This is a genomic window from Citrobacter sp. Cm046 (genome assembly GCF_030333065.1).
GTDB lineage: Bacteria > Pseudomonadota > Gammaproteobacteria > Enterobacterales > Enterobacteriaceae > Citrobacter > Citrobacter murliniae.
Genome location: NZ_JAOWGP010000042.1, coordinates 243,567 through 257,694, shown reverse-complemented (window position 1 = coordinate 257,694; position 14,128 = coordinate 243,567). Strand labels below are relative to the sequence as shown.

The following is a 14,128-nucleotide window of genomic DNA, read 5'->3' as shown; positions in this document are numbered from 1 at the left end:
TATGACAGGAAGCAATCATGCAACTTAACGATCCAACCTTGTTTCGCCAGCAGGCATTGATCAACGGCCACTGGCGTGACGCCAACAGCGGCGAGACCATCGCGGTGACCAACCCCGCAAATGGTCAGCAGTTAGGTAGCGTACCGAAAATGGGTGCGGATGAAACCCGCGAGGCCATTGAAGCCGCTAACCGTGCACTGCCAGCATGGCGGACGCTGACCGCCAAAGAGCGGGCGAATATTCTGCGCCGCTGGTTTAACCTGATGATTGAACATCAGGACGATCTCGCCCGTCTGATGACCCTCGAACAGGGGAAACCGCTGGCGGAAGCGAAAGGTGAAATCATTTATGCCGCCTCCTTTATTGAGTGGTTTGCCGAAGAGGGCAAACGTATCTACGGCGACACCATCCCAGGTCATCAGGCCGATAAGCGCCTGATCGTCATTAAGCAACCTATCGGCGTGACCGCCGCGATTACGCCGTGGAACTTCCCTTCGGCGATGATCACCCGCAAAGCCGGTCCGGCGCTGGCGGCAGGCTGCACGATGGTACTCAAACCGGCCAGCCAGACGCCTTACTCAGCGCTGGCGCTGGCGGAGCTGGCCAATCGCGCCGGGATCCCGGCGGGCGTATTCAGCGTCGTCACCGGCTCGGCTGGCGCAGTTGGCAACGAGCTGACCAGCAACCCGCTGGTACGCAAGCTGTCGTTTACCGGCTCTACCGAGATTGGTCGTCAGTTAATGCAGCAATGCGCTAAAGACATCAAAAAGGTGTCGCTGGAACTGGGCGGCAATGCGCCGTTTATCGTCTTTGACGATGCCGATCTCGATAAAGCGGTGGAAGGCGCGCTGGCATCGAAGTTTCGTAACGCCGGGCAGACCTGCGTCTGCGCCAACCGTCTGTATGTTCAGGACGGCGTGTATGAACGTTTTGCTGAGAAACTCCAGCAGGCCGTGAGCAAGCTGCACCTCGGCGACGGCCTGGAGCCCAACGTCACCACCGGGCCGCTGATTGATGAGAAAGCGGTTGCCAAAGTGCAGGAGCACATCGCAGATGCGCTGGAGAAAGGCGCTCGGGTTATCACGGGTGGCAAGGCGCATGCGCTGGGCGGCAACTTCTTCCAGCCCACCATTCTGGTGGAAGTACCTGACAACGCAAAGGTCGCCAAAGAAGAGACCTTCGGCCCGCTGGCTCCGCTATTTCGTTTTAAAGATGAGGCTGACGTCATCGCACAAGCCAACGATACCGAGTTTGGTCTGGCGGCTTACTTCTACGCCCGCGATTTAAGCCGCGTTTTCCGCGTCGGCGAAGCGCTGGAGTACGGCATCGTCGGGATTAACACCGGCATCATCTCCAACGAAGTCGCCCCATTCGGCGGAATTAAAGCTTCTGGCCTTGGTCGTGAAGGCTCTAAATACGGCATCGAAGATTACTTAGAAATCAAATATATGTGCATTGGCCTTTAATAAAACAAATACTGGAGAACACCTGATGAGCACCAATAAAGAACTTATGCAACGTCGCAGCAATGCCGTTCCTCGTGGCGTAGGACAGATCCACCCTATTTTTGCCGAACGCGCAGAAAACTGCCGGGTCTGGGACGTTGAAGGCCGTGAGTTCCTCGACTTTGCTGGCGGTATCGCGGTGCTGAATACCGGCCACCTGCATCCACAAATTGTCTCTGCGGTAGAAGCTCAGTTGAAAAAGCTGTCGCATACCTGCTTCCAGGTGCTGGCTTATGAGCCGTACCTGGAACTTTGCGAAATCATGAACAAGAAGGTGCCGGGCGATTTTGCTAAGAAAACGCTGCTGGTCACTACCGGCTCTGAAGCGGTGGAAAACGCGGTGAAAATTGCCCGAGCCGCCACCAAACGAACCGGCACCATCGCCTTTAGCGGCGCCTATCACGGTCGTACCCACTACACCCTGTCATTAACCGGGAAAGTCAATCCGTACTCTGCCGGAATGGGACTAATGCCGGGCCACGTTTATCGCGCACTGTATCCTTGCGCTCTGCACGGTATCAGCGAAGACGATGCTATCGCCAGCATCCATCGAATCTTTAAAAACGACGCCGCCCCGGAAGATGTCGCCGCCATCGTGATTGAGCCGGTACAGGGCGAAGGCGGTTTTTACGCCGCTTCCCCCGCCTTTATACAACGCCTGCGCGCAATTTGTGATGAACACGGGATCATGCTGATTGCCGATGAAGTGCAAAGCGGCGCGGGCCGTACCGGCACGCTGTTTGCCATGGAGCAGATGGGCGTCGCGCCAGATATCACCACCTTCGCTAAATCCATCGCCGGTGGCTTCCCGCTGGCAGGTGTTACCGGACGCGCCGAAGTGATGGACGCCATCCCCCCTGGCGGTCTGGGTGGCACTTATGCCGGTAACCCGATTGCCTGTGCCGCTGCGCTGGCGGTGCTGAACATTTTCGAGCAGGAAAACCTGCTGCAAAAAGCCAATGAGCTGGGCAAGACCCTGCGTGATGGGCTGCTGGCAATCGCCGAAACACATCGCGAAATCGGTGATGTTCGCGGCCTGGGAGCGATGATTGCCATCGAACTGTTCGAAGACGGCGACCACAACAAGCCAGATGCCAAACTGACTGCTGAGATCGTTGCCCGGGCCCGTGATAAAGGGCTGATCCTGCTCTCCTGTGGGCCGTACTACAACGTACTACGTATCCTCGTGCCACTCACCATCGAAGATGCGCAAATCCGCCAGGGGCTGGACATTATCGCCCAGTGTTTTGATGAGGCGAAGCAGCACTAATTGCCGGATGGCGCAATCTGTAGGTCAGATAAGGCCTTTACGCCGCCATTCGACAAACAAGCAAAACAAAACGGATAAGGCCGTCCGGTAAAAATATCCAATAACAATTATACGCGTGCCCCGGCGCGGGAATGCCGGGGTGCTCTCCCAAGTGAAATACTTTCGAGAGGTTTAAAAGATGGGGCAAGTGTCACAATCACATGATTTAGGGGGCGGGCTGAAATCACGCCACGTCACCATGTTATCTATTGCCGGGGTTATCGGTGCAAGTCTGTTTGTAGGTTCAAGCGTAGCCATTGCAGAAGCAGGACCTGCGGTATTGCTGGCCTATCTGTTCGCCGGATTACTGGTGGTGATGATTATGCGCATGCTGGCCGAAATGGCCGTTGCCACCCCTGATACCGGTTCCTTTTCTACTTACGCCGACAAGGCTATCGGGCCGTGGGCTGGTTATACCATCGGCTGGCTGTACTGGTGGTTCTGGGTATTGGTGATCCCACTGGAAGCTAATATTGCCGCCATAATACTGCACTCATGGATCCCGGGCATTCCTGTCTGGCTGTTCTCGCTGGTTATCACGCTGGCGTTAACCGGCAGTAATCTGCTGAGCGTCAAAAATTACGGTGAGTTCGAGTTCTGGCTGGCGCTGTGCAAAGTGATTGCCATTCTGGCGTTTATCGCCCTGGGCGCGGCAGCGATTAGCGGTTTCTATCCCTACGCTGAGGTCAGTGGAATTTCACGGCTGTGGGATCACGGCGGCTTTATGCCTAACGGTTTTGGCGCGGTGCTCAGCGCGATGCTGATAACCATGTTCTCCTTTATGGGCGCGGAGATTGTTACCATTGCCGCCGCGGAGTCCGACACCCCGGATAAACACATCGTGCGCGCCACGAACTCGGTTATCTGGCGTATCTCTATTTTCTATCTGTGCTCAATTTTCGTGGTGGTGGCATTGATCCCGTGGAACATGCCGGGGCTTAAAGAGGTTGGCTCTTACCGCTCGGTGCTGGAATTACTGCACATCCCGCACGCGAAACTGATCATGGACTGCGTCATTTTACTGTCGGTAACCAGTTGTTTGAACTCTGCGCTGTATACGGCATCCAGGATGCTCTACTCCCTGAGCCGTCGTGGAGATGCCCCAGCTTTTATGGGCAAAACTAACCGTAGCAAAACACCTTATGTCGCGGTGCTGCTGTCGACTGGGGCCGCTTTCCTCACCGTGATCGTCAACTATTACGCGCCAGCAAAAGTGTTTAAGTTTCTGATCGACAGCTCTGGCGCCATCGCGCTGCTGGTCTATCTGGTGATTGCTATTTCCCAGCTCCGGATGCGCAAGATCCTGATGGCACAAGGCGGTGAAATTAAGCTGAGAATGTGGCTCTATCCGTGGCTGACCTGGCTGGTCATCGCCTTTATTATCTTTGTATTAGTGGTGATGCTCTTTCGCCCGGCGCAACAGCTGGAGGTTATCTCAACCGGGCTGCTCGCCATCGGGATTATTTGCACCGTACCAATTATGTCACGCTGGAAAAAACTGCTATCGTGGCAAAAAGCACCCTTGCAAAATACGCATTAAATCCGTTCCCGGCACAGGCCGGGAAACCTTTTCAGGAGTATGACCATGACCGCCATTTCCCAACCGACGGCCATTGATGGGTACCGCTGGCTCAAAAACGACATCATCCGTGGTGTGTATCAGCCTGATGAAAAACTGCGAATGAACCTGCTGACCTCGCGCTATGAACTGGGAGTCGGGCCGTTGCGCGAAGCGCTTTCGCAACTGGTGGCAGAACAGCTGGTCACGGTGGTCAATCAGAAAGGGTATCGTGTGGCATCGATGTCAGAGCAGGAGCTGCTCGATATTTTTGACGCCCGCGCTAATACGGAGGCGATGCTGGTGAGTCTGTCAATTGAGCGCGGGGACGACGCCTGGGAAGCAGAGATTCTGGCGCGGGCACATATGCTGAGCAAGCTTGAAGCTGTTGACGCCAGCGAGCAGATGCTGGATGAGTGGGATCAGCGACATCAGGCGTTTCACACGGCAATTGTTGCCGGGTGCGGTTCACACTATTTGCTGCAAATGCGCGAACGGCTGTTCGATCTCGCAGCACGCTACCGGTTTATCTGGCTGCGTAAAACGGTGCTATCCGTTGAAATGCTTGAAGATAAACACGATCAGCATCAGACGCTTACCGAAGCAATTATGGCGCGCGATGCAGAGCGCGCCAGCGAATTAATGCGCCAGCACCTGCTGACGCCAATTCCTATTATTCAGCAGGCCATGTCCGGAAAACTTCTGACGGAATAAACCTGTTCTTCTTTACTCTTCCGGAATACGTAAAACCTGCCCGGGATAGATTTTATCCGGGCTTTTCAGCATCGGTTTATTCGCCTCGAATATCTTATTGTACAGGTTAGCATTACCATAAACCTGTTTCGAAATAGCGCTCAGCGTGTCACCGGACTTCACCGTATAAAACTGACTTTCATTCGCCGGCGCAGAAGTTGTGACCTGGTCATCCACACTACCAATACCGGAGATATTACCGATCGCGATCAGAATTTTTTCTTTCGCTTCCTGGCTTAACCCATCTCCAGAAACGGTCGCCTTACCTTCGGCAATTTGGACGTTCACTTTATCAGCATCTGGAATACCGGTTTTACTCAGGTGTTCCTGCACCTTTTTCGCCAGTTCATCACTTCCATGATTTCCTGTGACCGCATCCCAGAGTTTTTCACCCGCATCTTTCACAAAATTGAAGAGACCCATATTCACCTCGGTTATTAACAATCAACACCAAGAAGTGTAGCAGAGGGGAAGGATCGATCAGGAAAGCGGCGCAGATGCGCCGCAATAGTGGAAAAGATTAGTTACGCGTCTGTACCCAGAATGCATGAATAAGACCGGGGATGTAACCCAGCAGTGTCAGTACGATATTGAGGATAAACGCCCAGCCAAATCCTTTCCCCAGCAGTACACCAAGCGGAGGCAAAATAATAGTTAAAACAATTCTCCAGAAACCCATACACACTCCATACAAGCAAAAAATTAATCATTGTGTATACCCAAAATAATTTGAGTTGCAGCCAGGCGGCAAAAGAGTGAGTCCCGATGAGCTTGCTCTTGCAAGTGATTCGGGTGAGCGACAAATCTGTCAGAAACAGATTTGAGCGCTACGGAACAACCGCCCGTAAGGCGAGACTCATGGATGAGTCGTGTAACTCGTAGCCAACGCGCATGCAACTTAAGTATGACGGGTATAAAAAGAGATTTCGTCTCTAAGCATAACCAGTGTACTCAACTCTGCCAGCCCACCCCTGCGGTTTTACCCTCCTTTACTCTCTTTACGCTGGCGTACGATGATTGTTTATTTTAGAATGTGCTTAATTTAGAACTCACTTAAATAACTATGACTGAACTTGAACAACTCCAGGCCAGCGCTGAAAAAGCGGCCGCCCTGCTCAAAGCGATGAGCAATCCGAAACGGTTGCTGATTTTGTGCATGCTCAGCGGTTCACCGGGTACCAGCGCGGGTGAATTAGCCCGCATTACCGGCTTGAGTCCTTCCGCGACCTCCCAACATCTGGCGCGAATGCGCGAGGAAGGTCTGATAGAAAGCCAGCGAGATGCTCAGCGCATCCTCTATTTCATTAAAAATGCGGCGGTGAATTCACTTATCGCCACATTAAAAACACTGTATTGCCCATAAGGAACCATCATGACCATTGGGATAATTTCCCCGCGCGAAGCACAGGCGCTCCTGGCACAAGGGGCAAAACTGATTGATATCCGTGATACAGATGAGTATCTGTACGAGCATATCCCAGAGGCGCAACTGGCCCCGCTATCCACCCTGGAACAGAACTCACTACCCACAAATTTGCGGGCCGAGCGCATTATTTTTCACTGCCAGTCGGGCAAGCGCACACAAAACGCCGCAGCCAAATTGCATGCCACCGCCGCGCCTGCACAGGTCTGGCTGCTTGAGGGCGGAATCGACGGCTGGAAAGCTGCAGGTTTGCCGGTAACAAAAGATAACTCACAGCCGTTGCCGCTGATGCGTCAGGTGCAGATTGCGGCTGGTAGCCTTGCCTTACTCGGCGTCGTTCTCGGTTACACGATCAACAGTGGCTTCTTCTTACTCAGCGGTTTTGTCGGCGCAGGTCTGGTTCTTGCTGGCGTTACCGGCTTTTGTGGCATGGCACGGCTACTGGATAAAATGCCGTGGAACCGACGTACTCATTAAGCGGTAATAACCGAAACAGCGCTGTACCCGCCAATTGACGTGCTCTATGGTGGACCATGTGATAAAGAAAGGAGCGCAGTATGTTTAAACTTGGCGATTTGGTGCAACCACGTATGGGCGGACCAAAACTGAAAGTTGTCGAAGTGAATGACGATCAGATTGTGGCCGTACAAGCCAGTAACGAAAGCGGTGAGAAATTCACACTGAAAGCTGCTGATGTTACGCGATATTCCGAAGACGGTGATTTCGGCGTTTGCTGAAATAAGCGGTGAGGATCTCCTCACCGCATTGCTATCAGATCAAAAAATCGTCGAGAGATTTACCAGCAGCCAGTGCCTGAGCAATGGGCTTCGGTGTACGTCCTTGTCCGGTCCATGTTTTCGTTTCACCATTGGTATCAGTAAAATGATATTTCGCCGGACGCGGTTGGCGTTTTTTTCCGCCCCGTGACGTGGTTGGCACCATACTCAGCAACTCTTCTGGATTAATTCCATCAGCTTGCATCAGCGCCAACAACGTATTAATTTTTTCCTGCTGCTCTGCACGCTGACGCTGTAGCTTTTCTTCTTCATCGCGTCTTTCTTTGGTAACTACCCTGAATTTTTCCAACATATCTTCAAGAACCTCGATGGGAAATTCACGGGCCATAGAACGCAGTGTGCGGATATTATTTAAGTTTTTTAACATTAAGCTCATATTAATAAAACCTCTTTAACGCAGAAATCAAAAACAGTAATACGGCAGGAAGTGTATTCGATTGTTTTTTCTATTTCCAGTATATTTTGTCGCAAAGTATTAAGCTAACAACGTTTCTTATTATTTACCTGTTGGTACGGGTGAGTCGATTTTCCGATATTTTATATAACGTGAGTATTAAAATAAATATGGCTAACGGCCTCTTAAATCATATACCCACAATACAGAAAATCACAACGTACAGTCTGGTCTGGCAGACATACCCAACATCAATTCACATTCAGAAAGGAGCTCAAAAAATTCAGAAAAACAAGTCAAAATAAGATATTGATTTAAAAGAATTTTAACCAATACAGCAACGAAAATGCCAAAACGAACAAAAAACGAACCAATGCAGAGCATTTTATCGACAAAAAGACAATAAATAAAAATTTTAAGCTAGTTGCCAGTTATTATGTAGCCATATATCCTATTAAAACGCGAAGGCAGCAAGATAAAACACTAGTTAAAAGGTATTCAAAACCTTTTCTTCCCTTTTTACAAGGAGCATTAACATGTTCTCTCCGCAGTCACGCTTGCGTCATGCTGTAGCAGACACGTTCGCGATGGTTGTTTATTGTTCTGTCGTGAACATGTTGATCGAAGTATTCCTCTCTGGAATGACCTTTGAACAATCGCTTTCTTCCAGACTGGTGGCTATCCCTGTTAACATTCTGATCGCCTGGCCCTATGGTATGTACCGTGATTTATTCATGCGCGCGGCGCGTAAAGCCACGTCAGCCGGATGGGCTAAAAATCTGGCAGATGTGCTGGCGTATGTAACGTTCCAGTCTCCGGTATATGTCGTTATTCTGTTGACGGTTGGCGCTGACTGGCACCAGATTACAGCTGCAGTAAGTTCAAACATCGTGGTATCAATGCTGATGGGGGCTGTGTATGGCTACTTCCTTGATTATTGCCGCCGCCTGTTTAAAGTCAGCAGCTATCACCAGGCTAAAGCCTAAATACATCTTCTTCGCGACTGGCATCGCCAGTCGCGCCTTTAGTTCGAACTCACGTCACCAAACAACCCATTTAAATAACGCTCAAGCGCAACACGCGAGCTAAAGCCGTGCGGAATACCATAATGTTCATGGGTTTCTCCCGCTAAATAAAGCGGAAATTGCTGATAGTGATCGCAGGTTTTAATATCTGTCGCGGGGTCAGCCAGCGATGAACTGCGCTCTTTTAGCGTGGGATGGATAACTAAAGCGGTACGTCCCATGCGTGCTTCCCGGTTAACGTACACATAATTTTCACCACGTCGATAGCCATAAGCTTTCTGTGTGACTACATCGACGGTAAAGCCCACTTTTTCAAGTACGCGCGCCACCTCATCTGGTCGTAAATACATATTATTTTCCTCGTTATCTTTTACTGCGGGCTTACCTTACCTGATTCAGCATTAGCAACGCTTTCAGAAAAGTCCATAAAGAAGTGAATATGACGGGATAAATATCTACAGAACGACTGACAATCAGGCCATTGCCAGCCGAAGTTGATATGCGGCCTGCTGCGCCATTTCCACAGATCTAATATTGGTAAATGACAGCAGTATTCCGCCCTTTCCTGTCGATTTTATTCGCCAATCAGTTAAAGCCTGAACTGCCAGACCCGCGAGGTTAGCTTTACGTACTAATACTGTGTCCTCTCCGCTAACCGACATCACCAGTTGGATCCCGCCGTCCTGAGGAACTACGGTAAATCCTTGCTCTGTCAGCGCAGTTTCCATCCATTGACGTCGTTGAGCGTAATGTTGTCGCATCTTCTTTAGATGCCGCCAGAAATACCCCCCGTGGATAAAATCAGCCAGCGTTTGTTGCCATAAAACCGGAACACTACAGGCCGTTAGCGCCGCTTGCTGGCGGAACCGCGACACCTGAGTCAGGGGGACCACCAGCCATGCCGTGCGCAGTGCAGGAAACAGCGATTTACTGAACGTTCCGGCATAAATAACCCGCTGTGGCGCATCCAGGCTTTTTAGCGGTGGCAACGGTTTTCCGTGGTAGCGAAATTCACTGTCGTAGTCATCTTCAATGATCCATGCCTGCGCACGGGCGGCCCACTCCAGCAACTGATGTCGACGGGCTAACGAAAGCGATACCCCCAGCGGACTTTGGTGAGCTGGCGTGAGGAGCGCAAAGCGCGCATGTGGATAGTCACGGATCCCGACGTACACATCCAGTCCCTCTTCATCGACCGGAACAAGCATCATTTCAACCCTTTCCTGCGCCACTACTGGCCTGATTAACGGAAAACCCGGATCCTCTACCCACATTCCATCACCAGGTTTTGCCAGAGCGCGTAGGATTAATGTCATCGATGCCGCATATCCAGAAGTAATAAACACCTGCTCCGGCAGGCACTCAATGCTGCGTGAAACGCGCAGGTAATCGACAATAGCCTGGCGTAACGTCAGTTCACCGCAAACATCTCCCAGCGCAAGGTCAAAACGCGTCTGTGTGCGCAAACGCCGCCCCATTACCCGCGCCCAGGTTTCCCGGGGGAAAAGATCGAGAGCGGGCAGCCCCATCTGAAACAACTGCGGCGTTGGACTTTCTCCGGCGTATACAACAGGGGCAGCAGACGTTGTATCCAGCCGCAGTTGTCTACTCACAAACGTTCCGGCCTGGCCACGTCGCACAAGCCAGCCCTGAGCCACCAGCTCAGCGTATGCATTTTCCACCGTCGAACGTGACACGCCCAGCTCCTGAGACCATGTACGGCTGGAGGGTAATCTTGTGCCAGGCTTAAGTTCACCTTTCTCAATAGCGGTTTTTAACTGGCGGGCGATTTGCTGGTAGCGTGGCATTTATGGTCTGCTTTTTTAGTGAAAATATGGTTCTCTTTTGCAGACCATTATAGTGCTACATTGCAGGTCATCCAAACGAGGAGAAATACCATGACTATGTTACGCCAGCCCTACTATGAACTCAGCCCTGAAGTCTATAACGCCCTGGTTCAGGCCAGCAAAGCGCTGGAAAACTGCGCTCTGGACACCACGCTGACGGAACTGATTTATCTGCGCATTTCACAAATTAACGGCTGTGCATTTTGTCTGGAAATGCACAGTAAAGCGCTGCGCAAATCTGGCGTTGAACAAACCAAGCTGGACGCACTGGCGGGATGGCGTGTAAGTCACCATTTCAGTGAGCAGGAACGTGCGGCACTGGCGTGGGCCGAGTCTGTCACACACATCGTCACAACTCATGCCGAAGATGATGTTTATCTGCCGCTGCTTGACCATTTTAGCGCCAAAGAGATTAGCGACCTGACATTCGCAATTAGCCTGATGAATTGCTTTAACCGCCTGGCGGTAAGCATGCGTATGTAATTGCGGGCTGCCCGATAAACCGCCTTATCGGGCCTCTCCATGCTTGTCAGTAAGCCCGAGAAGCGTAGGCATCGGGCAATTTATACATCACTCATCCTCTTCCCCCGCTCCGCTCGTTACTCTGAACACTTTCAATCTAAAATTCCCATATCTTGTATGGTTGAATCTTTTTAAAACTACATCTAGTATCTTCTGTATTAAGACACACACAACCCGACGCCTGTTATCGCGCCGTTCTTTTATTTTTAGATGGAAATACGAATCATGCGCATTATTATTTACACTCGCAACAACTGTGTTCAGTGCCATGCCACTAAGCGGGCAATGGAAAACCGCGGATTTGATTTTGAAATGGTGAATGTCGATCTGATGCCTGACATGGCAGACACGCTGCGTGAACAAGGTTTTCGTCAGTTACCGGTGGTAGTCGCAGGTGAAACCAGCTGGTCAGGATTCCGCCCGGATATGATTAACCGCCTGCGCCCGCAACCCCATGTGGCCAGCGCATGAATACCCTCGTCTACTTCTCCAGCAGCTCCGAAAATACCCATCGCTTTATGCAGCGTCTGGAGATGCCCGCTATTCGTATCCCACTTAATGAGCGCGAACGAATCCGGGTAGTCGAACCTTACATTTTAGTCGTGCCGTCTTACGGCGGCGGCGGTACGGCTGGTGCGGTCCCACGGCAGGTGATCCGCTTTTTAAACGATACGCACAACCGGGCATTAATACGCGGCGTGATCGCCTCCGGCAATCGCAATTTCGGCGAAGCCTATGGCCGCGCGGGTGAGGTTATCTCACAAAAATGCGGCGTGCCGTGGCTCTATCGCTTTGAGCTGATGGGAACGCAAAGCGATATCGACAATGTCCGAAAAGGAGTGAGTGAATTTTGGCAACGACAACCGCAGAACGCGTAATCCCGCAAACGCTGGACTACCACGCCCTTAACGCCATGCTGAATCTGTACGATAAAGCCGGGCGGATTCAATTCGATAAAGACCATCAGGCGGTGGACGCTTTTATTACTTCCCACGTCCGCCCCAACTCGGTGGTGTTTGCCAGCCAGGATGAGCGTCTGAATACGCTCATCCGTGACGGTTATTACGACGAAAGCGTTTTAACTCGCTACGATCGCGCTTTCGTGGTGAGGCTTTTTGACCACGCCCACGCCAGAGGATTCCGCTTCCAGACCTTCCTCGGCGCATGGAAGTACTACACCAGCTATACGCTAAAAACCTTTGACGGTAAGCGCTACCTTGAAGATTTTGCAGATCGTGTGACCATGGTGGCGTTAACGCTGGCGCAGGGTGACGAAACGCTCGCCATGCAGCTTACCGATGAGATGCTCTCCGGGCGCTTTCAGCCTGCTACACCGACATTTTTGAACTGCGGTAAACAACAGCGCGGAGAACTGGTCTCCTGCTTCCTGTTGAGAATTGAAGACAACATGGAGTCAATTGGACGGGCGGTAAACTCCGCGTTGCAACTCTCCAAACGCGGCGGTGGCGTGGCGTTTTTGCTCTCTAACCTGCGGGAAGCTGGTGCACCTATTAAGCGCATTGAAAATCAGTCTTCCGGTGTGATCCCGGTAATGAAAATGCTGGAGGACGCATTTTCTTATGCTAATCAACTGGGCGCACGTCAGGGTGCGGGGGCCGTGTATTTGCATGCACATCACCCGGATATTCTGCGTTTTCTCGATACCAAACGCGAAAATGCCGATGAAAAAATTCGCATCAAAACGCTCTCTCTCGGCGTGGTGATCCCGGATGTCACCTTCCGTCTGGCCAAAGAAAATGCGCAGATGGCGCTGTTTTCCCCTTATGACGTGGAGCGCATTTACGGCAAACCGTTTGGTGATATCGCCGTCAGTGAACACTATGACAAACTGGTTGCTGATGCGCGCGTGCGCAAAAGCTACATTAATGCCCGCGATTTCTTCCAGCGGCTGGCGGAAATCCAGTTTGAGTCAGGCTACCCGTACATCATGTTTGAAGACACGGTGAATCGTGCCAATCCGATTGCCGGACGCATCAATATGAGCAACCTGTGCTCCGAGATTTTGCAGGTCAATAGTGCCTCGACGTACGACGAAAATCTTGACTATGTGCAGATCGGACACGATATCTCCTGCAACCTCGGCTCGCTCAACATCGCTCACACTATGGATTCACCGGATTTTGGTCGCACGGTTGAAACAGCGGTTCGTGGCTTAACTGCGGTCTCTGATATGAGCCATATCCGCAGCGTGCCGTCTGTTGAAGCCGGAAACAACGCCTCACATGCCATTGGCCTCGGACAGATGAATCTGCATGGTTATCTGGCGCGAGAAGGCATTGCCTACGGTTCACCTGAAGGGCTGGATTTTACTAATCTCTATTTTTACACCATCACCTGGCATGCGCTGAACACATCGATGAAACTAGCCCGCGAACGCGGTAAAACCTTTGCCGGATTCAAACAATCCCGTTACGCCAGCGGCGAATACTTTACGCAATATCTGCAGGGCGACTGGCAACCGAAAACCGAGAAAGTCCGCGCGTTATTTGCCCACAGCGGCATTACATTACCGACGCGCGAAATGTGGTCACAACTGCGTGACGATGTGATGCGCTACGGCATCTATAACCAGAATTTACAGGCCGTTCCACCGACCGGCTCTATCTCCTACATCAATCATGCGACCTCAAGTATCCACCCGATTGTGTCGAAGGTGGAGATCCGTAAAGAGGGTAAAACCGGGCGCGTTTACTATCCGGCCCCGTTTATGACCAACGACAATCTGGACATGTACCAGGATGCTTACGAAATCGGTCCGCAAAAAATCATTGATACCTACGCCGAAGCGACACGGCATGTCGATCAAGGGCTCTCACTGACGCTATTTTTCCCTGATACCGCCACCACCCGCGATATCAATAAAGCGCAGATCTATGCCTGGAAAAAAGGGATCAAATCGCTGTACTACATCCGACTACGCCAGCTGGCGCTGGAAGGCACTGAAATCGAAGGCTGCGTGTCATGCGCACTGTAA

At 51.5% G+C, this 14,128-nt stretch carries 17 protein-coding genes; 12 read left to right on the top strand and 5 right to left on the bottom strand.

What is annotated here, in order from left to right; all coding sequences use genetic code 11:
* Positions 1-17: 17 nt before the first annotated feature.
* The 4 genes from gabD (at position 18) to csiR (ending at position 5,086) form a co-directional block, all read left to right on the top strand.
* A complete protein-coding gene (gene gabD, locus OGX98_RS15470) occupies positions 18-1,466 on the top strand; it encodes an NADP-dependent succinate-semialdehyde dehydrogenase (protein WP_048220711.1) in 1,449 nt (482 codons plus the stop codon).
* Positions 1,467-1,491: 25 nt separating this feature from the next.
* On the top strand, positions 1,492-2,775 hold the full coding sequence (gene gabT, locus OGX98_RS15465) for a 4-aminobutyrate--2-oxoglutarate transaminase (RefSeq protein ID WP_286595498.1): 1,284 nt from the start codon (positions 1,492-1,494) through the stop codon (positions 2,773-2,775).
* 178 nt (positions 2,776-2,953) lie between these two features.
* Positions 2,954-4,354, top strand: a complete 1,401-nt coding sequence (gene gabP / locus OGX98_RS15460; protein WP_284097245.1) for a GABA permease — start codon at positions 2,954-2,956, stop codon at positions 4,352-4,354.
* Positions 4,355-4,399: 45 nt separating this feature from the next.
* Complete coding sequence (gene csiR / locus OGX98_RS15455) at positions 4,400-5,086, top strand: DNA-binding transcriptional regulator CsiR (protein WP_286595497.1); 687 nt, start codon at positions 4,400-4,402, stop codon at positions 5,084-5,086.
* 12 nt (positions 5,087-5,098) lie between these two features.
* Here the strand turns inward: csiR and lysM are convergent, their stop codons facing one another.
* Together lysM and OGX98_RS15445 are read right to left on the bottom strand one after the other, a co-directional pair.
* The gene (gene lysM / locus OGX98_RS15450; RefSeq protein WP_286595496.1) at positions 5,099-5,548 is read right to left on the bottom strand and encodes a peptidoglycan-binding protein LysM; all 450 of its coding nucleotides are present in this window, start codon (positions 5,546-5,548) and stop codon (positions 5,099-5,101) included.
* 97 nt (positions 5,549-5,645) lie between these two features.
* Complete coding sequence (locus OGX98_RS15445; RefSeq protein WP_045446535.1) at positions 5,646-5,804, bottom strand: YqaE/Pmp3 family membrane protein; 159 nt, start codon at positions 5,802-5,804, stop codon at positions 5,646-5,648.
* Positions 5,805-6,188: 384 nt separating this feature from the next.
* Here OGX98_RS15445 and OGX98_RS15440 point away from each other — a divergent pair, with 384 nt between their 5' ends.
* The 3 genes from OGX98_RS15440 (at position 6,189) to OGX98_RS15430 (ending at position 7,285) form a co-directional block, all read left to right on the top strand.
* On the top strand, positions 6,189-6,488 hold the full coding sequence (locus tag OGX98_RS15440) for an ArsR/SmtB family transcription factor (protein ID WP_225761561.1): 300 nt from the start codon (positions 6,189-6,191) through the stop codon (positions 6,486-6,488).
* A gap of 9 nt (positions 6,489-6,497) precedes the next feature.
* The gene (locus tag OGX98_RS15435; protein WP_286595495.1) at positions 6,498-7,025 is read left to right on the top strand and encodes a rhodanese family protein; all 528 of its coding nucleotides are present in this window, start codon (positions 6,498-6,500) and stop codon (positions 7,023-7,025) included.
* Positions 7,026-7,105: 80 nt separating this feature from the next.
* The gene (locus OGX98_RS15430) at positions 7,106-7,285 is read left to right on the top strand and encodes a GDFGVC terminal motif YodC-like protein (protein ID WP_286595494.1); all 180 of its coding nucleotides are present in this window, start codon (positions 7,106-7,108) and stop codon (positions 7,283-7,285) included.
* Between the two features lie 34 nt (positions 7,286-7,319).
* Here OGX98_RS15430 and stpA read toward each other — a convergent pair whose 3' ends face one another.
* Positions 7,320-7,721 (bottom strand): DNA-binding protein StpA, encoded by a 402-nt coding sequence (gene stpA, locus OGX98_RS15425; RefSeq protein WP_045446547.1) that lies wholly within the window; start codon positions 7,719-7,721, stop codon positions 7,320-7,322.
* Between the two features lie 554 nt (positions 7,722-8,275).
* Between stpA and alaE the strand changes: the two genes are divergently transcribed.
* Positions 8,276-8,725 (top strand): L-alanine exporter AlaE, encoded by a 450-nt coding sequence (alaE, locus tag OGX98_RS15420; protein WP_045446551.1) that lies wholly within the window; start codon positions 8,276-8,278, stop codon positions 8,723-8,725.
* A 38-nt stretch (positions 8,726-8,763) separates the two neighbouring features.
* Here the strand turns inward: alaE and OGX98_RS15415 are convergent, their stop codons facing one another.
* Complete coding sequence (locus tag OGX98_RS15415) at positions 8,764-9,114, bottom strand: DUF2002 family protein (RefSeq protein WP_045446554.1); 351 nt, start codon at positions 9,112-9,114, stop codon at positions 8,764-8,766.
* Positions 9,115-9,237: 123 nt separating this feature from the next.
* Positions 9,238-10,572, bottom strand: a complete 1,335-nt coding sequence (gene pdxR, locus OGX98_RS15410; protein WP_286595493.1) for a MocR-like pyridoxine biosynthesis transcription factor PdxR — start codon at positions 10,570-10,572, stop codon at positions 9,238-9,240.
* A 90-nt stretch (positions 10,573-10,662) separates the two neighbouring features.
* Here pdxR and OGX98_RS15405 point away from each other — a divergent pair, with 90 nt between their 5' ends.
* The 4 genes from OGX98_RS15405 to nrdE all read left to right on the top strand — a co-directional run bounded on the left by OGX98_RS15405 (position 10,663) and on the right by nrdE (position 14,128).
* Complete coding sequence (locus OGX98_RS15405; RefSeq protein ID WP_048220704.1) at positions 10,663-11,094, top strand: carboxymuconolactone decarboxylase family protein; 432 nt, start codon at positions 10,663-10,665, stop codon at positions 11,092-11,094.
* Positions 11,095-11,358: 264 nt separating this feature from the next.
* A complete protein-coding gene (gene nrdH / locus OGX98_RS15400; protein ID WP_048220703.1) occupies positions 11,359-11,604 on the top strand; it encodes a glutaredoxin-like protein NrdH in 246 nt (81 codons plus the stop codon).
* Entirely contained in the window at positions 11,601-12,011 is a 411-nt protein-coding gene (gene nrdI / locus OGX98_RS15395; protein ID WP_286595492.1) for a class Ib ribonucleoside-diphosphate reductase assembly flavoprotein NrdI, read from the top strand. The genes nrdH and nrdI overlap by 4 nt, the downstream gene beginning before the upstream one ends.
* Entirely contained in the window at positions 11,984-14,128 is a 2,145-nt protein-coding gene (gene nrdE / locus OGX98_RS15390) for a class 1b ribonucleoside-diphosphate reductase subunit alpha (protein WP_286595491.1), read from the top strand. Before nrdI ends, nrdE begins: the two co-directional genes overlap by 28 nt.